The organism is Nocardioides marinquilinus, assembly GCF_039543705.1.
In the GTDB taxonomy this organism is placed as follows: Bacteria; Actinomycetota; Actinomycetes; order Propionibacteriales; family Nocardioidaceae; genus Nocardioides; species Nocardioides marinquilinus.
The window spans coordinates 266,525-286,935 of the sequence record NZ_BAABKG010000004.1; the positions used below are offsets into that span (position 1 = coordinate 266,525).

A 20,411-nucleotide genomic window follows, 5' to 3' on the forward strand; every position below is an offset into this window, starting at 1 on the left:
CCCCGACCGGACGCCGAACCCGCCCACGGACCCTGAGCCTGTCGAAGGGCCGCGAGTGACGATGGTCGAGGTGCGAGGAGCCCCGGCGACGAGCCTCGAGACCCCGGCCCTCGCACGCCGACCCGCCCCGCGGACCCTCAGCCTGTCGAAGGGCCCGAGTGACGATGGTCGAGGTGCGAGGAGCCCCCGCGACGAGCCTCGAGACCGCTGGCCCTTCGAGGCCAGCCCGGCAACACGGACCCTGAGCCTGTCGAAGGGCCCCGACCGGACGCCGAACCCGCCCGCACCCTGTGGACGAACCCCCGAAATGACCACCAACCGTCCACAGGCGGCCCCCGCGCGCGACTTCTCCACAGGCCGACCGCAGCCCCACGCGGAAGGTCGGCGCCGGCGTCCACCCTGACGCCCAGGAGGTCGACCGATGAGCGAGACGACAGAGACGAAGACGACGAGGGCGTCAGACACCACCGACGCCGGCACCCCAGACACCGGCACCGCGGGCCCACGCCTGGAGCGCCGCGCGCTGGGCGCCTACGGCGAACGGGTGGCCGCGCGCCACCTCGCCGAGGCGGGGCTGGTGCTGCTCGAGCGCAACTGGCGGTGCGACGAGGGCGAGATCGACCTCGTGCTGCGCGAGGGGCCGGTGCTGGTGGTGTGCGAGGTCAAGACCCGCACCAGCCTGGTCAACGGCAGCCCCCACGAGGCGATCACCGACGCCAAGCTCGACCGGCTGCGGCGGCTCGGCGGCCGCTGGGCCGCGGCGCGCGGGGTCGTCCCGCCCGAGACCCGCGTCGACCTCGTCGCCGTCATGAGGCCCCGGCGCGGTCCGGCGCTGGTCGAGCACGTGCGGGGGATCGGCTGATGGCCTTCGCCACCGCCCGCTCGGTCTCGCTGCACGGTGCGCTCGGCCACCTGGTCGACGTCGCCGCCGACGTCTCGCCCGGCCAGGCCGGGTTGGTCATGGGCGGCCGCCTCGACCTCTCGCTGCGCGAGGCCGGCGACCGCTGCCGCATGGCCATCGTCAACAGCGACCTGCCGTGGCCGGCCACCCGCCGCACCACGGTCCTGCTCTCGCCCGCCGACCTGCTCAAGCGCGGCCCCCACTTCGACCTCGCCATCGCGATCGCGGTCCTGGCGGCCGAGGGCGAGGTGCCCACCGACGCGCTCGGCCGCACGGTCTTCATCGGCGAGCTGGCGCTCGACGGCGGCCTGCGGGCGGTGCCCGGCGTGCTGCCGATGGTGCTGGCGGCGGCCGACAAGGGGGTGCGGCACGTCTTCGTGCCCGAGCCGCAGGCGCGCGAGGCGATGATGGTGCCGGGCATGAACGTGCTGGGGCTGCGCTCGCTGCTGCAGGTCGTCGCCGAGCTGCACGGCCGGCAGACACCCGCCGCCCCGCCGGTGGCGCCGATGTCGGGCTCGCGGCTGCTCAGCTGGCGCGGCGACGACCGGCTCGACGAGCTCGACCTCGCCGACCTGCGGGGCATGGGCGAGGCCAAGTACGCCGTCGAGGTCGCGGCCGCGGGCGGGCACGCCGTCCTGCTGTCGGGGCCGAAGGGCGCGGGCAAGACCAGCCTGGCCGAGCGCATCCCCACGCTGCTGCCCGACCTGACGGCCGAGGAGTCGCTCGAGCTGACCGCCCTGCACTCGCTGGCCGGTGCCCTCGAGCCGGGCGACGGCCTCGTCGAGCGGCCGCCGTTCTCGGCACCCCACCACGACGCCAGCAAGTCGAGCATCGTCGGTGGCGGCAGCGGTCAGGTGAGGCCCGGCGAGATCAGCCGCGCGCACGCCGGGGTGCTGTTCCTCGACGAGTGGCCGCTGTTCCGCAGCGACATCATCGAGGCGATGCGCCAGCCCCTCGAGAGCGGCGAGGTGACGATCGCCCGGGCCGAGGAGTCGGTGACGCTGCCGGCGCGCGGCCTGCTGGTGCTGGCCTGCAACCCGTGCCCCTGCGGCGACTACACCGAGGACCACGGCACCAACCGGTGCACCTGCCGGCCGGTCGCCCTGCGCGACTACCGGGCCAAGCTCACCGGCCCGCTGGCCGACCGGGTCGACATCACCCGGCACGTCGCACCGGTGCAGCCCCACGACGACGACCCGTTCTCCCCGCGCGAGAGCTCGGCCGACGTGCGGGCCCGGGTCACGGCCGCCCGCCGGCGGCAGCACGAGCGCTACGAGGGCCGCGGCTACCGCCTCAACGGCCACGTTCCCGGCCCGGTGATGCGCGACCGGTGGCCGCTGCCCCCCGAGGCCCAACGGCTCGTCGACGACCAGCTGTACGCCGGGCGCCTCAGCAGCCGCGGGGCGGTGCGGGTGCACCGCCTGGCCTGGACCGTCGCCGACCTCCGCTCGGTCGCGTCCGGCGACGACGTCGTCCCCGGGCCGTCGGAGGTGCGGGTCGCCCTGCAGCTGCGCACCGGTGAGCCGATGCGGGTGGCCACCCTCGACCGGCGGGCGGCCGGATGAGCGCCGCCACGACGCCGTCCCCGACCGCCGTCGTCCGCGAGCGCGAGCGACTGGCCCGGGTCGCGCTCAACCGGCTCGGCGAGCCGGGCGACCTGCGCCTGACGTCGCTGACTCGCGAGCTCGGCGCCGAGCGGCTGCACGAGATGCTCCTGGGCGAGGGCGAGACGAACGGGCTGCAGACCGACGTCGCTGCGCGGCTGGCCGCGCTCGACCCTGCCCGCGAGCTCGAGCAGGCGGCGCGGCTCGGCCTGCGCTTCGTGGTGCCCGGCGACGCCGAGTGGCCGGTGCAGCTGGAGTCGCTGGCGACCGCGGCGCCGCTGCACGAGCGCGGCGGCGTGCCGGTCGGGCTGTGGGTGCGCGGTCCGCTGCGCCTCGACGAGCTGGCCCGGTCGGTCGCGGTGGTGGGCTCACGCGCCGCCACCACCTACGGCGACGGTGTCGCGGCCGAGATCGCGGCCGCCGTGGGCCGCTCCGGCCGTCCGGTGGTCTCGGGCGGCGCCTTCGGCATCGACGTCGCGGCGCACCGGGGAGCGGTGACCGCCGGCGCCCCGACCGTCGCGGTGCTGGCGTGCGGCGCCGACCGCGTCTACCCGGCGGCCCACCGCGAGCTGATCGAGCACCTGGCCCGCACGGGCGCCGTGGTCTCCGAGGCCGCGCCCGGCTGCGCGCCGCTGCGCATCCGGTTCCTGGCCCGCAACCGCATCATCGCCGCGCTCGCCGCCGGCACCGTCGTCGTCGAGGCGGCGCGACGCAGCGGGGCGCTCAACACCGCTGGCTGGGCGACGAGGCTGCACCGCCCGCTCATGGGCGTGCCCGGCCCGGTCACCAGCGCCGGGTCGGCCGGCGTCCACGAGCAGATCCGCGCGGGTGCGGCCGCCCTGGTCACGTGCGGCGCCGACGTCCTCGAGCTGGTGGGCGGGGCGGGGGAGGCCCTGGTCGAGCGGCCGCCGGTGCCGGGCACGGCACGTGACGCGCTGAGCCACCGGCTGCGGCAGGTGCTCGACGCCGTCCCCGCCGCGAGCGCGGCCGGCGCCGACTCGATCGCGCGGGTCGCCGGGCTGGGCGTTCTCGAGGTGGGCTCGTCGCTGCTGCGGCTGCAGGCGGCCGGGATGGTGCTCGACACCCCCGCCGGATGGCGCCTCACCGAGCTCGCCCGCGCCTAACCTGCAGTGTGGACGAGACCGACCTGCTGCCCGAGCCGATGGTGCGGGTGCTGGCCGACTACGAGCGTCACCTGCGGGCCGAGCGCGACCTGACCCCGCACACGGTGCGGGCCTACCTGGCCGACGTCGCCGGTGTGCTCGAGCACGCCCACCGGCTGGGTCAGACCGACGCCGCCGAGCTCGACCTGCGCACCCTGCGCAGCTGGCTGGCCAAGCAGCAGACGCTCGGTCGGTCGCGCACCACGCTTGCGCGCCGGGCCACCGCCGCCCGCGTCTTCACCGCCTGGCTCGCCCGCACCGGTCGCGCCTCCGCCGACGCCGGCGCCACGCTCGCCACCCCGCGGGCCCACCGCACGCTGCCGTCGGTGCTGCGCGCCGACGAGGCCCGCGACCTCATCGCCGCGGCCGTCGCGGCCGCCGACGACGGCACCCCGGTCGGCCTGCGCGACGTCGCCATGCTCGAGCTGCTCTACGCCACCGGCGTGCGGGTCGGCGAGCTGGTCGGGCTCGACGTCGACGACGTCGACCGCGAGCGCGACGTCGTCCGGGTGCTCGGCAAGGGCCGCAAGGAGCGCACCGTCCCGTTCGGTCGTCCCGCCGCCGCCGCGCTCGACGCCTGGCTGCGCCGTGGCCGCCCCGCCCTCATGGCCGAGGGGGCCGGGGGAGCGCTGTTCCTCGGGGCGCGCGGGCGGCGCATCGACCAGCGGGCCGTGCGCACGCTGGTGCACCGCCGCATCGCGGAGGTGCCCGGGGCGCCCGACATCGGCCCCCACGGCCTGCGGCACTCCGCGGCGACCCACCTGCTGGAGGGCGGCGCCGACCTCCGCTCGGTGCAGGAGCTGCTGGGCCACGCCTCGCTCGCCACCACCCAGCGCTACACCCACGTCACCACCGACCGGCTGCGTCGTGCCTACCAGCAGGCCCACCCCCGCGCCTGACCTAGGAGGTCTCGAGGCTCGGCCGTGGCCGGCCTCGCGCCTCGACCACCGTGCACCGGGGCGTCGACGATGGTCGAGGTGCGAGGAGCCCCGGCGACGAGCCTCGAGACCGCGGGCCCTCCGTGCCCACCTGGCCCACAGATCCGACCCCCGTCGACGGCGAGGTCCGTCGTCACAGCAGCGCGGTGCGCATCGCGGCCACCACGTCCCGCGCCGCGACCGGCACGACGCCGACACCACCCACGCCGGGCGCGCCGACGGGGGAGTCACGCCACAGCGGCAGCAGTCGCACCGGCCCGAGCCCGACCAGGCGCAGCGGGTCGAGGTAGTGCTCGGCCCCCTCGATCCAGCCCCAGTGCAGGCACGCGCGCGGGAAGCAGTGCGACCCGGGCAGCTGCAGGGCGCCGACGACGTCGCCCGCCGCGACGGCGTCGCCGACCGCCACCGACGCGGTGACGGGCTCGTAGGTGGTGCGGGTGGAGCCGTGGTCGACCACCACGACGCCGCGCCCGGCCAGCGGCGCCGCGAACGAGACCCGGCCGGGCAGCGCCGTGCGCACCGGCTGCCCGACGGCTCCCGCCAGGTCGACCCCGCGGTGCCCGCGTCCGTAGGGGTCCTCGGGCGGGTCGAAGTCATGGACGACGGCGGGCTCGGGCGCCAGCGGCCAGACGCCGACCGGGTCGGCCCCGTCGGCACGGTCGGCCCCGTCGGCCGCGGCCGGGACGACGGCGAGCACGAGCAGCAGCAGGGCCAGGACGGCGGCAGGACGGCGCATCGGGCGACCCTCCCGTCCTGCCGCCCCGACGTCGAGCGGCGTCCGGCACCCTGTGGAGAACCCCGTCGCGAGCGCGGCCTGTGCACGGTTCCTGGCGATTCGCCGTCCCCACACCCACGGACTAGTCTGGCGACAGGTCGTTCTCCGGAACGGCCAATTCGCACGCCTCCAGACCGCGACGGCGTCGGCCCAGGCCGGCACCGGCCACCCGTGGGCGACGATCCTCGGTCCGCCCGGGCACCCGCACCTCAGGTCCCGGACGGTGGGATCGCGCGGAGCGTCAGGGCCGAGGGCACCCGTCCGAGGCGAACAACTGAGAAATCGACCGGAAGCACCACCGGTCCACCCTGCCGCGGCACGGCCTCGCCGTCCGCACAAGGGTGGGCGCACGGACGGTGCCTCCACCACCTGGAGAGAACCATCATGGCAGTCGTCACCATGCGCCAGCTCCTCGAGAGCGGCGTGCACTTCGGACACCAGACCCGTCGCTGGAACCCGAAGATGAAGCGCTTCATCATGACCGAGCGCAACGGCATCTACATCATCGACCTGCAGCAGTCGCTGGCCTACATCGACCGCTCGTTCGCCTTCATCAAGGAGACCGTCGCCAAGGGCGGCACCGTGATGTTCGTCGGCACGAAGAAGCAGGCCCAGGAGGCCATCGCCGAGCAGGCGACGCGCGTCGGGATGCCCTTCGTCAACCAGCGCTGGCTGGGCGGCATGCTCACCAACTTCCAGACGGTCAACCAGCGGATCACCCGCCTGAAGGAGCTCGACGAGCTCGACTTCGACAACGTCGCCGGCTCCGGTCGCACCAAGAAGGAGCTCCTGCAGATGAAGCGGGAGCGCGACAAGCTCGAGAAGACCCTCGGCGGCATCCGCGAGATGAGCCGCACCCCCTCCGCGGTGTGGATCGTCGACACCAAGAAGGAGCACCTGGCGGTCGAGGAGGCCCGCAAGCTGCGGATCCCGATCATCGGCATCCTCGACACCAACTGCGACCCCGACGAGGTCGACTTCCCGATCCCGGGCAACGACGACGCCATCCGCGCCGTCGGCCTGCTGACCCGCGTGGTCGCCGACGCCGTCGCCGAGGGCCTCATCGCCCGCTCCGGCGCGCGCACCGGCACCGACGCCGGCGCCCAGGAGCCGCTGGCCGAGTGGGAGCGCGAGCTGCTGGGCGGCGACGCCGAGCAGGCCGCCGCCGCCGCGACCGCCGCCCCCGCCGAGGGCACCGAGACCACCGACGCCCCGGCCTCGGAGTCCACCGGCGCCTCGTCCGAGGGTGCTGCGGCCGCCGAGGCCGCCGAGTCGGCCCAGCCGGCCGAGGCCCCCGCCGCGGACGCCGCCACCGAGGCTCCCGCCGCGGACGCCGCCACCGAGGCTCCCGCCGCGGACGCCGCCACCGAGGCCCCCGCCGAGGACGCCGCCACCGAGGCCCCCGCCGAGGACGCCGCTGCCGAGGCTCCGGCCGAGGCCACGGACGCCGAGCAGCCCGCCGAGGCGACCACCGAGTCCTGACCGGCGCGGGCCCCGGCCCGCTCCCGTCCCACCCCCGCTGTTCCAACGGAGGAGTTACCCCATGGCTTTCACCGCTGCCGACGTCAAGCGTCTGCGTGAGCAGACCGGCGCCGGGATGATGGACTGCAAGAAGGCGCTCGACGAGACCGACGGCGACTTCGACAAGGCCGTCGAGCTGCTGCGCATCAAGGGCGAGGCCAAGGCCGCCAAGCGCGGCGCCGAGCGCGAGGCCTCCTCGGGCCTGGTCGCCCACGCCCCCGGAGTCCTGGTCGAGCTGAAGAGCGAGACCGACTTCGTGGCCAAGAACGGTGACTTCGTCGACGCGGCCCAGCGCATCGCCGACGCGGCCTCCGAGGCCCGCCCGGCCGACGCCGCCGCCCTGCGTGGCGTCAGCGTCGGCGACCAGACCGTCGGCGAGCTCGTCGACGCGCTGGCCGTCAGCATCGGCGAGAAGATCGAGCTGGGCCAATACGCCCAGTTCGACGGCGAGGTCGTCGCCTACATGCACAAGCGCGCGGCCGACCTGCCGCCCGCCGTCGGCGTCCTGGTCGAGTACGAGGGCGACGCCGCCGCGGCCCGTGCCGCGGCGATGCAGATCGCGGCCATGCGCCCGCAGTACCTCACCCGCGACGAGGTCCCCGCCGACGTCGTCGCCAAGGAGCGCGACATCGCCGAGGCCACCTCGCGCGAGGAGGGCAAGCCCGAGCAGGCGATCGCCAAGATCACCGAGGGCCGCCTCAACGGCTTCTTCAAGGACGTCGTGCTGCTCGAGCAGCCGTCGGTCACCGAGAACAAGAAGACCGTCAAGGCCGTGCTCGACGAGGCCGGCACCACCCTGAAGCGGTTCGCCCGCTTCGAGGTCGGCGCCTGACGCACCAGGCATCATCGTCGGGGTGACCCGACGTCCACGCAGTCCACTCACAGCAGCGCTGCCGCTCGCGGCAGCGCTGTTGTGCGTCTCGGGCCTCCTGGCCGGCTGCAGCAGCCCGGACGACGACCCCCCGCCCGGGCCGCGGGCCACGCCGTCCGGCCGGGACGACGGCCGCGCACCGGGCGGGGTCGAGCGGCCGTTCCGCGTCAGGGCCGGGGCGATCATGGCCCCGCCGGCCGGCGACGACGTCGCCGACTGCACCGCGGTCGACGCCTTCCTCGACGCCGTCGAGCACGCCCCGGCGGGGGCGACGGTGCGGGTCGCGACCAACTCCTTCCACCTGCTGCCGGTGGCCGACGCGCTGGTCGCGGCGCACGAGCGCGGCGTCCACGTGCAGGTGCTCGTCGACCGTCGCATCAACCGGGACGACGACGCCCCCGACATCGTGCAGCGGGCGCTCGGCGGCGACCGCAGCGCCGAGTCGTTCCTCTACCGCGTGCGCGGGTCGGCCCGCGGCGGGCCCGAGGGGGCGATGCACCAGAAGACCTGGATGGTCTCGCGCACCGGCGGGTCGCGCTGGGTCACGATGGTCGGCTCGCTGAACCTGACCTACGGCTGCCTCGACCAGTACAACGACGTCTACACCTTCGTCGACCGGCGCGACGTCTGGCGGGCCTTCAACCGGGTCTTCGACCAGCAGGTGCGCGACCGGCCCGTGACCGACCCCGCCCGCGTCGTCGACCTCGACGGCGTCCGGCTGTGGTTCCACCCCGGCTTCTCGCGCGAGGACGACCCGGTGCAGCGGCTGCTCGACCGGGTGCGGCCCGGCCCGGGCGCCCGGCTCCGGATCGTCCAGCTCGCCTGGAGCGGCGAGCGTGGGCTCGACATCGCCCGTCGGGTGGTCGCCCTGCACGACGCCGGCGTGCGCGTCGACGTGGTCGTCGGCGCGCTCGGGCCCCTGGTCGAGCGCACCCTCGCCGACGGCGGCATCGAGGTGCACCGCTCGCCGTTCGACAACGGCGACTACGTGCACCACAAGCTGGTGCTGGTCTCGTGGCGCGACGACGCCGGCCGCGTCCGCCGGGTCGTCTCCACCGGGTCCGACAACGTCGGCGACGCCCCCTTCGGCCGTGACGAGGTGGTCGCCCACGTCGACGCCGACCGCGGTGCGGCCCGACGGTCGTGGACGTCGTACCGGCGCCACGTCGACACCCTGCTGGCCCGCGCCCGCCGCGAGGGCCGCTGACCGCGCCGTGACCGCGCCCTGGCGGGGCCGCCAGGCATGATGACCGCGTGACCCGACGCCCCCGACGGCCCGCCGCCCTGGCGCTGGCGACCGCGCTGCTGGCGTCCTCGGCCCTGGTCGCGGGGTGCGACGCCATCTCCGGCGACGACCCACCCCAGGACGCCACCACCTACCGCGAGCCGTTCCGGGCGCAGGCGGGGGCGTTGCTCTCGCGGCCGGTGCCCGACGGCGACGAGACCGACTACGTCGCGCTGCGGGCGCTGCTCGACAACATCGCGCACACCCCGCCCGGCGCTACCATCCGCATCGTCGGCTACTCGCTGAGCCTCTACCCCGTGGCCGAGGCGCTGCTGGCCGCCGACGCCCGCGGCGTCTCGGTGCAGGTGGTGCTCGACTACAAGGCCAACCGCGACAGCGAGGCCGACGAGCTGCTCGAGGAGGGACTCGGCGACGACGCCTCCGCCGACTCGTTCATCGTGCAGACCGACGGCTCCGCCCGTCGCGGCTCCCGCGGCCGCATGCACCAGAAGACCTGGATGTTCTCGCGGACCGGCCAGTCGCGGCACGTGGTGATGGTCGGCTCGATGAACCTGTCCTACTACTCCACCGGGCAGTACAACGACACCTACGCCTTCGTCGACCGCCGCGACGTGTGGCGTGCGTTCGGCCGGGTCTTCGACCAGCAGCGCCGCGACCGCCCGGTGCGCGACCCGGCGGTCACGGCACGGCTGGACGACGTCCGGGCGTGGTTCTTCCCGGGCTTCACCCTCGACGACGACCCGCTGCAGCGGCTGCTCGACGACCTGCCCGCCCGTCCGGGCACCAGGCTGCGCATGGTCGCCTACGCGTGGAGCGGCGAGCGCGGGCTGCGCCTCGCCGACCGCGTCGCCGCCCTGCGGCGCGCCGGCGCCGACGTCGAGGTGGTCAGCGGCGACGTGCTCACCCCGCGCGTCTCCGACGTCCTCCGCGGGGCCGACGTCCCGGTCTACCTCGCGAAGTTCGACGACGGCTCCGACACCCACAACAAGCTCGCGCTGGCCGAGTGGGACGGCGACGGAGGCCAGCAGCGCATGATCGTCACCGGCTCGCTCAACCTCGGCGACGGCCCGCTCGAGCGCGACGAGGTGCTCGTCGCCGTGGACGCCGACCGCGGGCCGGCCGAGCGCGACTACCGCCGCTACGTGCGTCTCGTCGAGGAGATCACGGCCCGGGTCGAGCGCGAGGCGGGGGAGCGGTAGCCTCGCTCCGACCCGGCGACGGGCCCTCTCGCGGCCCGGTGACGAGTGCGCTTCGGGGCGACGAGAGGACCAGATGACCGGCGACCAGCGTGTGCTCCTGAAGCTCTCGGGCGAGGTGTTCGGAGGTGGCCGGGTCGGCGTCGACCCCGACGTCGTGCAGGCCGTGGCCCGCGAGATCGCCGAGGTCGCGAGCGCCGGCGTGCAGGTCGCCGTCGTCACCGGCGGCGGCAACTTCTTCCGCGGCGCCGAGCTGCAGCAGCGCGGCATGGACCGGGTGCGCGCCGACTACATGGGCATGCTCGGCATCGTCATGAACTGCCTGGCGCTGCAGGACTTCCTCGAGAAGCTCGGCGTCGACACCCGGGTGCAGACCGCCATCACGATGGGCCAGGTCGCCGAGCCCTACATCCCGCGCCGCGCCATCCGCCACATGGAGAAGGGCCGCGTCGTCATCTTCGGCGCCGGCATGGGCATGCCGTTCTTCTCCACCGACACCGTCGCTGTGCAGCGGGCCCTCGAGAGCCGCTGCGACCGGGTGCTGTTCGCCAAGAACGGCGTCGACGGCGTCTACTCCGCCGACCCGAAGGTCGACCCCACCGCCACCAAGTACGACGAGCTCACCTTCGACGAGGCGATCTCGCGCGGCCTGCGCATCGTCGACCAGACGGCGTTCACGCTGTGCGCGGAGAACAAGCTGCCCATGGTCGTCTTCGGCATGGAGCCCGAGGGCAACATCACCCGGGCCATGCGGGGTGAGAGGATCGGCACGCTGGTCCGCCCGTCGTGACCGGCTCGACGCCGCACCAGTGATCAGGAAGGCACACCCGTGATCAACGACATCCTCAACGAGTCCGACTCCAAGATGGACAAGTCGGTCGACTCCACCCGCGAGGAGTTCGCCACGATCCGCGCCGGCCGTGCGACGCCCGCCATGTTCGCCAAGATCATGGTCGACTACTACGGCACCCCGACGCCGCTGCAGCAGCTCGCCGGCTTCACCGCCCCCGAGCCGCGCATCATCATGGTGCAGCCCTACGACATGGGCGCGATGGCCAACGTCGAGAAGGCCATCCGCGACTCCGACCTCGGCATCAACCCGGCCAACGACGGCAAGGTGCTGCGCTGCGTGTTCCCCGAGCTCACCGAGGAGCGGCGCAAGGAGTACATCAAGCTCGCGCGCTCCAAGGCCGAGGAGGGCCGCGTCGCCGTGCGCAACCTGCGCCGCACCGCCAAGCAGAACCTCGAGAAGCTCGAGAAGGACGGCGAGGTCGGCAAGGACGACGTCACCGGCGCCGAGAAGCGGCTCGACTCGATCACCAAGAAGCACACCGACGCCATCGACGACATGCTCAAGAACAAGGAGGCCGAGCTGCTCGAGGTCTGAGCGCCTCGCCCCTCGATGCCCTCGATGGCCACGTCCTCCTCCCCGTCGCCCGCGACCCCACCGGTCAAGGACCACGGCCGCGCCGGTCGCGACCTGCGGGCCGCCGTCCTGTCGGCGCTCGTGCTGCTGGTCGGCATCGCCGCCTCGCTGGCGTTCTGGAAGCCGGCGTTCATGGTCATCGTGGTCGCCGCGGTCGTGGTGGCCGTCTGGGAGCTGCGCCAGGGCCTGCTGGCCCGCGACATCGACCTGCCCGAGCAGCCGCTGATGCTCGGTGGCGCGATCATGGTCGTCGTCGCCTTCCTGTGGGGCACCGACGCGCTGGTCACCGCCACCGCCGTCACCGCCCTGGTGATCATGCTGTGGCTGCTGCACCGCGGCATCGACGGCTACGTCAAGAACGCCACCGCGTCGGTCTTCACGCTCATCTACGTGCCGTTCCTCGGCTCGTTCGTCGGCCTGATGCTGGCCGAGGGCGGCCGCAGCGGCGGCGGTCTCGACAACGACGGCGTCCAGGGCATCCTGGCCTTCATCCTGGTCACCATCGCCTCCGACATCGGCGGCTACATCGCCGGCGTCCTGTTCGGCCGGCACCCGATGGCCCCGGTCATCTCGCCCAAGAAGTCGTGGGAGGGATTCGCCGGCTCGGCCGTCGCCTGCCTCGCCGCCGGCTGGGCGCTCGTCGTCTTCCTCCTGGACGGCGACTGGTGGGTCGGGCTGTGCCTCGGCCTCATCGCCGTCGTCATGGCCACCCTCGGCGACCTGTGCGAGTCGGTCATCAAGCGCGACCTCGGCATCAAGGACATGAGCCAGGTCGTCCCCGGCCACGGCGGCCTCATGGACCGCCTCGACTCCATCCTCGCCACCATCGCCCCCATCTGGCTGCTCCTCCACTACCTCGTCTTCGCCTGACGGGGGCCAGCAGCCCAACCCGACCACGGACCCCGAGCTCGCTCGTTGGGCAGCTCACGATGGTCGAGGTGTGAGGAGCCCTGGCGACGAGCCTCGAGACCTCGCAACGTCAATGCGAACGTCCCCACACGGACCCTGAGCTTGGTCGTTGGGCCCTGTCGGTCAACGTGCACGGCACCTGGGACGACCAGCCGGCTGTGCTTGATTGCGCCTCCGCTCGTTCCTCGCTCCGGTGCGTGTTCGCGGCGCCTGCCGCGAACGGGTCGGTGGCCGACCTGATCCCGTCTCCGTCCAGACGAGGCAGCGGCGTGCCGGACACTGGGGCCGTGACGTTGCACCTCGTCCGGCACGGCCGGCCGCTCGTGGAGCCCGGGACGCCGGCGGCGGCGTGGGAGCTCGACCCGGCGGGGTTCGACCAGGTGTGGGCGCTGCGGGACCGGTTGCCGGCGGGGGCGGTGTGGTGCAGCTCGCCGGAGCCCAAGGCGCAGCAGACCGCGCAGCTGCTCACCGACGGCGAGGTGGGCGTGGTCGAGGCGCTGCGCGAGCACGAGCGCGGCTCCGCGTGGGTCGAGGACTTCGACGGTGCCGTCCGCCGGGCGTTCGCCGAGCCGGACGCCGCGGCCGTGCCGGGCTGGGAGCCGCTCGCCGCGTGCCGCGAGCGGGTGGTGGGCGCCGTCCGGGCGCTGCTCGCCGAGCACGCCGGGCACGACCTGGTGCTCGTGGGTCACGGCACCGCCTGGACGGCGGCCGCCGCGGCGCTGACCGGCGACCCGCCGGACCTCGACCGGTGGTCGCGGCTCGCGATGCCCGACGTCATCGTGGTCGAGCCGCCGTCCGATCGTGGGGGCAACGCCTACGATCACCGGTGATGAGTACCGACGAGGGCGTGCGCGCCGACACCGGCGCGACGCCCGCCGAACCACAGCCGGCCGACAAGCCGGCCGACATCGAGCCGGCCGGCGACGCGCCGCGGTTCTGGCACCGCGACCACCCGGTGTTCACGCCGTTGGCCGGGTTCTTCACCGGCCTCCTGCTCGTGATCGTCGTGCTCGGGGCGTTCTGGTGGCTGCTCGAGGCCGTCTTCGAGTACGACGTCAGCGCGCACCTGTGGGTCTTCGCGCTCGCCCTGGGCGTGCTGCTGGCGATCAACCTCGCGCTGGTCGTCAACCCGCGCACGCGCCGGTTCGCCCGCTACATGCTGTTCGGCGTCGTCATCACCCCGGCCGTGGTGCTGCTCGTCGGTGCGCTCGCCTTCTACGTGCTGCTGCAGACCGACGGCTGACCGGGCCTGACCCTCAGGGTCGCCGGTCGGCGTCCTCACGCACCCAGTGCAGGGTGCGCTGGACGGCGTGGTCCCACGAGTCGCGCTCGCGCCGCCTGACCGCCTCGCTCATCGCCGGCTGCCACACGGCGGCCTGGTGCCAGTTGTCGCGCAGGCCCTCGAGGTCGGGCCAGTAACCGACGGCGAGGCCGGCCGCGTAGGCCGCCCCGAGCGAGACCGACTCGGCCACCAGCGGCCGCTCCACCGGCACGGCGAGCACGTCGGCCACGATCTGCATGAGCAGGTGGTTGGCGGTCATGCCGCCGTCGACCTTGAGCCCGGTGAACGCGATGCCGGTGTCGGCGCTCATCGCCTCGACCACCTCGGCGGTCTGCCACGCGGTGGCCTCGAGGACGGCGCGCGCCAGGTGCGAGCGGGTGACGTACGACGTCAGCCCCACCACGACGCCGCGGGCGTCGGGCTGCCACCGGGGTGCGAAGAGACCCGCGAAGGCGGGGACGATGTAGCAGCCGCCGTTGTCGTCGACGCGCCGTGCGAGCGTCTCGATCTCGGGTGCGGAGCGGATCATCTCCAGCGCGTCGCGGAACCACTGCACCAGCGCGCCGGCGACCGCGATCGACCCCTCGCTGGCGTAGACCGGCGGCTGTCCCTCGAGCGCGAACGCCACGGTCGAGATGAGCCCGTGGCTCGACGTCGGCACCTGGTCGCCGGTGTTCATGAGCAGGAACGCGCCGGTGCCGTAGGTGCACTTGGCCTCGCCGGCGGCGAAGCAGGTCTGCCCGAACAGGGCGGCCTGCTGGTCGCCGAACGCCCCACCGATCGGCACGCCCGGCAGCCCGACCACGCACTCGCCGTACACCTGCGCGTTGGGCCGCACCTCGGGAAGCAACTCGCGTGGGATGTCGAGCGCGTCGAGCAGCCGCTGGTCCCAGTCGAGGGTGCGGATGTCCATCAGCAGGGTGCGGCTGGCGTTGGTGACGTCGGTGACGTGGACGCCGCCGTCCGGCCCGCCGGTGAGGTTCCAGATCAGCCAGCTCTCGATGGTGCCGAACGCGATCTCGCCGGTGCGGGCGCGGCGCTGCAGGCCCGGCACGTGGTCGAGCAGCCACCGCAGCCGCGGGGCGGCGAAGTAGCCGGCCGGCGTCAGGCCGCACACCTCGTGGAACAGCTGCGCGGTCGGCCCGCGGTTGAGCTCCTCGATCAGCGCGGCGCTGCGGGTGTCCTGCCAGGTGATGGCGGGGGCGACCGGGCGGCCGGTGGCGCGCTCCCACACCACGGTGGTCTCGCGCTGGTTGGCGATGCCGACGGCGGCCAGGTCGGAGGGCTGCAGCCCGGCGCTGTCGAGCGCCCCGGGCAGCACCCGCAGCGTGTTGCGCCAGATCTCGGCGGCGTCGTGCTCGGCCCACCCCGGCTGCGGGTAGTGCTGGCGGTGCTCGTGCTGGTCGACGGCGACCATGCGGCCGCCGTGGTCGAAGACCAGGCAGCGCGTCGAGGTGGTGCCTTGGTCGATGGCGGCGACGAAGCGTCCGTGGCGGCGGCTCACGCGGCCCTCACGGCGGCGCTCACAGCCGGTCCCGCAGCGTGTGGCCGACGGCGTCGGCCGCGGCGACCAGCTGGTCGACCAGGCCCGCCAGCGGCTCGCCGCCCGGACCGACGACGCGCTCGCGTCGTCCGACCAGGGCCAGCGCGCCCACCCCGACGCCCGCGTGGTGCCGGACGGGCGCGGCGAGCGCCGCCGTGCCGCTGCGGAACGTGCCGTCGGCGAGCGTCCAGCCCCGCCGCGACGCCTGCTGCACCGCCCGGGTCAGCTCGAGCCGCCGCGTCGGCGTCGTGCTCGTGTAGGGCACCAGCTCGAGGTCGCGCAGCCGCCCGGCCGCGGGCGCGAAGGCCAGCAGGATGACGCCCAACGACGTCGCGTGCAGCGGCTGCCGCTCGCCGACGCGCAGCCGCTGGGCCGAGCCGTCGGGGCGGAAGACGTGGTGCAGCAGCTCGACCTCCTGGCCGGCCAGCATGCCGAGCTGCACCTCGAGGCCGGTGTGTGCGGCCAGGCCGTCGGCCCAGTTGACCGCGCGCGAGCGCAGCAGGTGCGGGTCGAGGCCGTCGCCGAGGTGCACCAGCTCGGCGCCGAGCGCGTAGCGGCCCGACTCGGGGTCCTGCTCGACGAAGCCGACGCCGACGAGCGTGCGCACGATGCCGTGCACCGTGGGCTTGGCCAGGCCGAGCACCCGGGCGATGTCGGCGAGGGCGACCGGCTCGGGCGTGGCGCCGAGGTAGGTGATGACGGCCGCCGCCCGCTCGACAGACTGCACGGTTCCCGCCACAGAGGTGAGCCTAGCGTTCGGCATCCCTGAACGACCGTTCGGCGATGCGAAACGCCTGGGCTGGTCGTGACGACAGTCACGGTGGCACCGTGCGTGACGCACATCACGACCGTTCGAGGAGACCCTTGTGAAGAACAAGCGCAACACACTGGCCGGCGAGCTGAGCGCCGAGTTCGCCGGAACCATGATCCTCATCCTGTTCGGCTGCGGCGTCGTCGCCTCGGTCGTGGCGGCCGCCCGCGGCGACGCCGACTCGATCAGCTGGGCCTGGGGCTTCGGCGTCGTGCTCGGCATCTACACCGCCGGCAAGATCACCGGAGCCCACCTCAACCCCGCTGTCACCATCGCCCTGGCCACCTTCCGCGGCTTCTCGTGGTCGAAGGTGCTGCCCTACTCCGCCGCGCAGCTGGCCGGCGCGTTCGTGGCCGCCCTCATCGTCCGGTTCACCTACTGGGACATGATCAAGGCCTTCGACCCCGAGACCGGCAAGGCCTCGATGGGCATCTTCTTCACCTCGCCCGGCGTCGGCGCCGACGGCAACCAGATCTCGATCCTCAACGCCTTCGGCGACCAGATCGTCGGCACCGCCATCCTGGTGTTCCTGGTCTTCGCGCTCACCACGGCCACCAACGCCCCGCCCCTGGCCAACCTGACGCCGCTGTTCGTCGGCTTCATCGTCGTCGCGATCGGCATGGCGTGGGGCGCCAACGCCGGCTACGCCATCAACCCCGCCCGTGACCTCGGCCCCCGCCTGGCGGCCTGGATCACCGGCTACGGCAACCAGGTATTCGAGGCGGCCGGCAGCGGGGACATCTACTTCTGGGTGCCGATCATCGCGCCCGTCATCGGCGGACTCATCGGCGGCGCGGCCTTCAAGTACCTCGTCGAGATCCACCTGCCCGACGAGGACCCCGAGGACCCCGCGGTCACCGGTGAGAAGGGGGTCCAGTCCGACCCCGTCTGACCAGCACACCGTCCCGCACCCCGCACCACACGCACCAACCCCGAGCACAGTGACGCGAAGGAGACACCATGGCTGACTACGTCGGCGCGATCGACCAGGGCACCACGAGCACCCGCTTCATGATCTTCGACCACGGCGGCAACGAGGTGGGCAAGCACCAGCTCGAGCACGAGCAGATCCTCCCCAAGGCCGGCTGGGTCGAGCACGACCCCACCGAGATCTGGGAGCGCACCTCGTCGGTCATCCAGAGCGCGCTGCGCAGCGCCGGCCTGCAGGGCTCCGACCTGGCCGCGCTGGGCATCACCAACCAGCGCGAGACCACGGTGATCTGGGACAAGAACACCGGCAAGCCCTACTACAACGCGATCGTGTGGCAGGACACCCGCACCGACCGCATCGCCACTGCGCTCGAGCGCGACGGCCACGGCGACACCATCCGCCACAAGGCCGGTCTGCCGCCGGCGCCGTACTTCTCCGGCGGCAAGATCAAGTGGATCTTCGAGAACGTGGACGGCGTCCGCGAGGCCGCCGAGAAGGGCGACGCCGTCTTCGGCAACACCGACTCGTGGCTGATGTGGCACCTGACCGGCGGCAAGGACGGCGGCATCCACATCACCGACGTCACCAATGCCAGCCGCACCATGCTGATGAACCTCGAGACCCTCGACTGGGACGACGAGCTGCTCGAGATCTTCGGCATCCCGCGGCAGATGCTGCCCGAGATCCGCTCGTGCTCGGAGCAGTACGGCACCACGCTGGCCAACGGCCCGCTCGGCGCCGAGGTGCCGCTCTCGGGCATCCTCGGCGACCAGCAGGCGGCCACCGTCGGCCAGGCCTGCTTCGACCCGGGCGAGGCGAAGAACACCTACGGCACCGGCAACTTCATGCTGCTGAACACCGGCACCGAGATCGTCCGCTCGAAGGCCGGCCTGCTGACCACGCCCTGCTACAAGTTCGGCGACCAGGACTGCGTCTACGCCCTCGAGGGCTCGATCGCGGTCACCGGCTCGGCCGTGCAGTGGCTGCGCGACCAGCTGGGCATCATCAGCGGCGCCAGCCAGTCGGAGTCGCTGGCCAAGCAGGTCGAGGACAACGGCGGCGTGTTCTTCGTGCCGGCGTTCTCGGGCCTGTTCGCGCCCTACTGGCGCTCCGACGCCCGCGGCGCCATCGTCGGCCTGTCGCGCTACAACACCAACGCTCACCTGGCCCGTGCCACGCTGGAAGCCATCTGCTACCAGAGTCGTGACGTCGCCGAGGCCATGGAGAAGGACTCCGGGGTCAAGCTCGAGGTGCTCAAGGTCGACGGCGGCGTGACCGCGAACGAGCTGTGCATGCAGATCCAGGCCGACGTGCTCGGCGTCCCGGTCAGCCGTCCGGTCGTGGCCGAGACGACGGCGCTCGGCGCGGCCTACGCGGCCGGCCTGGCCGTCGGGTTCTGGAGCAACACCGACGAGCTGCGCGAGAACTGGAACGAGTCGAAGCGGTGGACCCCCGAGTGGGATGACGAGCAGCGCGAGACCGGTTACACCCAGTGGAAGAAGGCCGTCGAGCGGACGCTCGACTGGGTCGACGTGAACTAGCAGCCCCCCGGGGCCGAGGAGAAGCACATGAGGTCTGTCGCGCTGTCACCCGAGCAGCGAACCGAGGCGCTGCGGCGCATGGGGGACGAACAGCTCGACGTCCTGGTCGTCGGGGGCGGCGTCGTGGGCACCGGAGCCGCCCTCGACGCCGCCACCCGCGGCCTGCGGGTCGGGCTGGTCGAGGCGCGTGACTTCGCCTCGGGCACCTCCAGCCGGTCGAGCAAGCTGATGCACGGTGGCCTGCGCTACCTGGAGATGCTCGACTTCGCGCTGGTGGCCGAGGCGCTCAAGGAGCGCGGGCTGATGCTGCTCAAGCTGGCCCCGCACCTGGTGCACCCGGTGCCGTTCCTCTACCCGCTCAAGCACCGCGGCTGGGAGCGGCTCTACGCCGGCTCGGGCGTGGCGCTCTACGACGTGATGGCGCGGGCCGCCGGGCCCACCGGCGTCCCGCTCCACCGTCACCTGACCCGCAAGGGCGCGCGCAAGCTCGTCCCGTCGCTGCGCAAGGACGCGCTCGTCGGTGCGCTGCAGTACTACGACGCCCAGGTCGACGACGCCCGCCACACGATGTTCCTGGCCCGCACGGCCGCGGCCTACGGGGCGGAGGTCGCCTCGCGGGCCCGCGTCGTCGAGCTGCTGCGCGAGGGCGAGCGGGTCACCGGCGCGGTGGTGCACGACCTCGAGTCGGGCGAGACGATCAACGTGCGCGCCCGCCAGGTCGTCAACGCCACCGGCGTCTGGACCGACGAGACCCAGAGCCTCGGCGGCCAGCAGGGCCCGTTCCACGTGCGCGCCTCCAAGGGCATCCACCTCGTGGTGCCCAAGGACCGCATCCGCTCGCAGACCGGGATGATCCTGCGCACCGAGAAGTCGGTGCTGTTCGTCATCCCGTGGGGCCGGCACTGGATCATCGGCACCACCGACACCGACTGGACGCTCGACAAGGCGCACCCGGCGGCCAGCCAGGCCGACATCGACTACCTGCTCGAGCACATCAACTCGGTGCTCGAGACGCCGCTGACCCGCGACGACGTCGAGGGCGTCTACGCCGGGCTGCGGCCGCTGCTCGAGGGGGAGTCCGAGGCCACCTCGAAGCTCTCGCGCGAGCACGCCGTCAGCCACCCGGCGCCCGGCCTGGTGGTCGTGGCGGGCGGCAAGTACACGACCTACCGCGTCATGGCGAAGGACGCCGTCGACGAGGCCGTGTTCGGGCTGCACGAGAACGTGCCGGAGTCGACCACCGAGAACGTGCCGCTGCTCGGGGCCGAGGGCTACCAGGCGCTGTGGAACAGCCGCGGTGTGCTCGCCCGGCGCCACGGGCTGCACGAGGTGCGCATCGAGCACCTGCTCAACCGCTACGGCTCGCTGATCCACGAGGTGCTCGACCTCGTCGACGCCGACCCCGACCTGGGCCGGCCGCTCGAGGGGGCCGACGACTACCTGCGCGCCGAGATCGTCTACGCCGCCAGCCACGAGGGCGGTCGTCACCTCGACGACTTCCTCACCCGGCGCACCCGCATCTCGATCGAGACCTTCGACCGGGGCGTGGGCGTCGTCGAGGACGTCGCCGCGCTGGTGGCGCCGGTGCTCGGCTGGAGCGACGAGCAGCGCGAGGTCGAGATCGAGCACTACCGCAAGCGGGTCGAGGCCGAGGTCGAGAGCCAGCAGATGCCCGACGACGAGACCGCGGACGCCGCCCGGCTGGGTGCGGCCGACGTCGTCCCGCTGAGCTGAGCCGACGACGGGCGCGAGC

The 20,411-nt window shown here is 73.5% G+C and carries 19 protein-coding genes; 16 read left to right on the plus strand and 3 right to left on the minus strand.

The genetic code is table 11. The features are described from left to right. Positions 1–421: 421 nt before the first annotated feature. Genes ABEA04_RS16700 through ABEA04_RS16715 form a run of 4 tightly spaced genes read left to right on the plus strand, consistent with a single transcriptional unit; the run spans position 422 to position 4,567 of the window. Positions 422–862, plus strand: a complete 441-nt coding sequence (locus ABEA04_RS16700) for a YraN family protein (protein WP_345461128.1) — start codon at positions 422–424, stop codon at positions 860–862. After that, positions 862–2,466 carry a YifB family Mg chelatase-like AAA ATPase gene (locus ABEA04_RS16705; RefSeq protein WP_345461131.1) on the plus strand — a complete coding sequence of 535 codons (1,605 nt, stop codon included), beginning with the start codon at positions 862–864 and terminating at the stop codon, positions 2,464–2,466. Before ABEA04_RS16700 ends, ABEA04_RS16705 begins: the two co-directional genes overlap by 1 nt. Continuing rightward, positions 2,463–3,629, plus strand: a complete 1,167-nt coding sequence (gene dprA, locus ABEA04_RS16710) for a DNA-processing protein DprA (protein ID WP_345461134.1) — start codon at positions 2,463–2,465, stop codon at positions 3,627–3,629. The genes ABEA04_RS16705 and dprA overlap by 4 nt, the downstream gene beginning before the upstream one ends. Positions 3,630–3,667: 38 nt before the next feature. Then, entirely contained in the window at positions 3,668–4,567 is a 900-nt protein-coding gene (locus ABEA04_RS16715) for a tyrosine recombinase XerC (RefSeq protein ID WP_345461784.1), read from the plus strand. 172 nt (positions 4,568–4,739) lie between these two features. Here the strand turns inward: ABEA04_RS16715 and ABEA04_RS16720 are convergent, their stop codons facing one another. Then, on the minus strand, positions 4,740–5,342 hold the full coding sequence (locus ABEA04_RS16720; protein WP_345461137.1) for a peptidoglycan DD-metalloendopeptidase family protein: 603 nt from the start codon (positions 5,340–5,342) through the stop codon (positions 4,740–4,742). A 423-nt stretch (positions 5,343–5,765) separates the two neighbouring features. Here ABEA04_RS16720 and rpsB point away from each other — a divergent pair, with 423 nt between their 5' ends. The 9 genes from rpsB (at position 5,766) to ABEA04_RS16765 (ending at position 13,793) form a co-directional block, all read left to right on the plus strand. After that, the gene (gene rpsB / locus ABEA04_RS16725; RefSeq protein ID WP_345461140.1) at positions 5,766–6,863 is read left to right on the plus strand and encodes a 30S ribosomal protein S2; all 1,098 of its coding nucleotides are present in this window, start codon (positions 5,766–5,768) and stop codon (positions 6,861–6,863) included. 61 nt (positions 6,864–6,924) lie between these two features. Continuing rightward, positions 6,925–7,734, plus strand: a complete 810-nt coding sequence (gene tsf, locus ABEA04_RS16730; RefSeq protein WP_345461143.1) for a translation elongation factor Ts — start codon at positions 6,925–6,927, stop codon at positions 7,732–7,734. A gap of 22 nt (positions 7,735–7,756) precedes the next feature. Next, a complete protein-coding gene (locus ABEA04_RS16735; protein ID WP_345461146.1) occupies positions 7,757–8,980 on the plus strand; it encodes a phospholipase D-like domain-containing protein in 1,224 nt (407 codons plus the stop codon). A 47-nt stretch (positions 8,981–9,027) separates the two neighbouring features. Then, on the plus strand, positions 9,028–10,218 hold the full coding sequence (locus tag ABEA04_RS16740; protein WP_345461149.1) for a phospholipase D-like domain-containing protein: 1,191 nt from the start codon (positions 9,028–9,030) through the stop codon (positions 10,216–10,218). 73 nt (positions 10,219–10,291) lie between these two features. Then, positions 10,292–11,005 carry a UMP kinase gene (gene pyrH, locus ABEA04_RS16745; RefSeq protein ID WP_345461152.1) on the plus strand — a complete coding sequence of 238 codons (714 nt, stop codon included), beginning with the start codon at positions 10,292–10,294 and terminating at the stop codon, positions 11,003–11,005. A gap of 42 nt (positions 11,006–11,047) precedes the next feature. Beyond that, positions 11,048–11,602, plus strand: coding sequence for a ribosome recycling factor (frr, locus tag ABEA04_RS16750; protein WP_345461787.1), 555 nt, complete (start codon positions 11,048–11,050; stop codon positions 11,600–11,602). 24 nt (positions 11,603–11,626) lie between these two features. Further along, positions 11,627–12,511 (plus strand): phosphatidate cytidylyltransferase, encoded by an 885-nt coding sequence (locus ABEA04_RS16755; protein WP_345461155.1) that lies wholly within the window; start codon positions 11,627–11,629, stop codon positions 12,509–12,511. Positions 12,512–12,837: 326 nt separating this feature from the next. Next, the gene (locus ABEA04_RS16760) at positions 12,838–13,380 is read left to right on the plus strand and encodes a histidine phosphatase family protein (protein ID WP_345461158.1); all 543 of its coding nucleotides are present in this window, start codon (positions 12,838–12,840) and stop codon (positions 13,378–13,380) included. Then, positions 13,380–13,793: a hypothetical protein gene (locus tag ABEA04_RS16765; protein WP_345461161.1), complete on the plus strand. Its 414-nt coding sequence runs from the start codon at positions 13,380–13,382 to the stop codon at positions 13,791–13,793. Before ABEA04_RS16760 ends, ABEA04_RS16765 begins: the two co-directional genes overlap by 1 nt. A 13-nt stretch (positions 13,794–13,806) precedes the next feature. Here the strand turns inward: ABEA04_RS16765 and glpK (ABEA04_RS16770) are convergent, their stop codons facing one another. Continuing rightward, positions 13,807–15,336, minus strand: coding sequence for a glycerol kinase GlpK (gene glpK, locus ABEA04_RS16770; protein WP_345461164.1), 1,530 nt, complete (start codon positions 15,334–15,336; stop codon positions 13,807–13,809). 19 nt (positions 15,337–15,355) lie between these two features. After that, positions 15,356–16,114 carry an IclR family transcriptional regulator gene (locus ABEA04_RS16775; RefSeq protein WP_345461167.1) on the minus strand — a complete coding sequence of 253 codons (759 nt, stop codon included), beginning with the start codon at positions 16,112–16,114 and terminating at the stop codon, positions 15,356–15,358. 127 nt (positions 16,115–16,241) lie between these two features. Here ABEA04_RS16775 and ABEA04_RS16780 point away from each other — a divergent pair, with 127 nt between their 5' ends. The 3 genes from ABEA04_RS16780 (at position 16,242) to ABEA04_RS16790 (ending at position 20,392) form a co-directional block, all read left to right on the plus strand. Then, positions 16,242–17,078: an MIP/aquaporin family protein gene (locus ABEA04_RS16780; protein WP_345461170.1), complete on the plus strand. Its 837-nt coding sequence runs from the start codon at positions 16,242–16,244 to the stop codon at positions 17,076–17,078. A 68-nt stretch (positions 17,079–17,146) separates the two neighbouring features. Continuing rightward, positions 17,147–18,658, plus strand: a complete 1,512-nt coding sequence (glpK, locus tag ABEA04_RS16785) for a glycerol kinase GlpK (protein ID WP_345461173.1) — start codon at positions 17,147–17,149, stop codon at positions 18,656–18,658. A gap of 27 nt (positions 18,659–18,685) precedes the next feature. After that, on the plus strand, positions 18,686–20,392 hold the full coding sequence (locus ABEA04_RS16790) for a glycerol-3-phosphate dehydrogenase/oxidase (RefSeq protein WP_345461176.1): 1,707 nt from the start codon (positions 18,686–18,688) through the stop codon (positions 20,390–20,392). Positions 20,393–20,411: the final 19 nt, after the last annotated feature.

Coding starts and splice junctions, on each gene's coding strand:
- ABEA04_RS16700 (WP_345461128.1), top strand. CDS start 422: ATGAGCGAGACGACAGAGACGAAGACGACGAGGGCGTCAGACACCACC.
- ABEA04_RS16705 (WP_345461131.1), top strand. CDS start 862: ATGGCCTTCGCCACCGCCCGCTCGGTCTCGCTGCACGGTGCGCTCGGC.
- dprA (WP_345461134.1), top strand. CDS start 2,463: ATGAGCGCCGCCACGACGCCGTCCCCGACCGCCGTCGTCCGCGAGCGC.
- ABEA04_RS16715 (WP_345461784.1), top strand. CDS start 3,668: ATGGTGCGGGTGCTGGCCGACTACGAGCGTCACCTGCGGGCCGAGCGC.
- ABEA04_RS16720 (WP_345461137.1), bottom strand. CDS start 5,342: ATGCGCCGTCCTGCCGCCGTCCTGGCCCTGCTGCTGCTCGTGCTCGCC.
- rpsB (WP_345461140.1), top strand. CDS start 5,766: ATGGCAGTCGTCACCATGCGCCAGCTCCTCGAGAGCGGCGTGCACTTC.
- tsf (WP_345461143.1), top strand. CDS start 6,925: ATGGCTTTCACCGCTGCCGACGTCAAGCGTCTGCGTGAGCAGACCGGC.
- pyrH (WP_345461152.1), top strand. CDS start 10,292: ATGACCGGCGACCAGCGTGTGCTCCTGAAGCTCTCGGGCGAGGTGTTC.
- ABEA04_RS16755 (WP_345461155.1), top strand. CDS start 11,627: ATGGCCACGTCCTCCTCCCCGTCGCCCGCGACCCCACCGGTCAAGGAC.
- ABEA04_RS16765 (WP_345461161.1), top strand. CDS start 13,380: ATGAGTACCGACGAGGGCGTGCGCGCCGACACCGGCGCGACGCCCGCC.
- glpK (WP_345461173.1), top strand. CDS start 17,147: ATGGCTGACTACGTCGGCGCGATCGACCAGGGCACCACGAGCACCCGC.
- ABEA04_RS16790 (WP_345461176.1), top strand. CDS start 18,686: ATGAGGTCTGTCGCGCTGTCACCCGAGCAGCGAACCGAGGCGCTGCGG.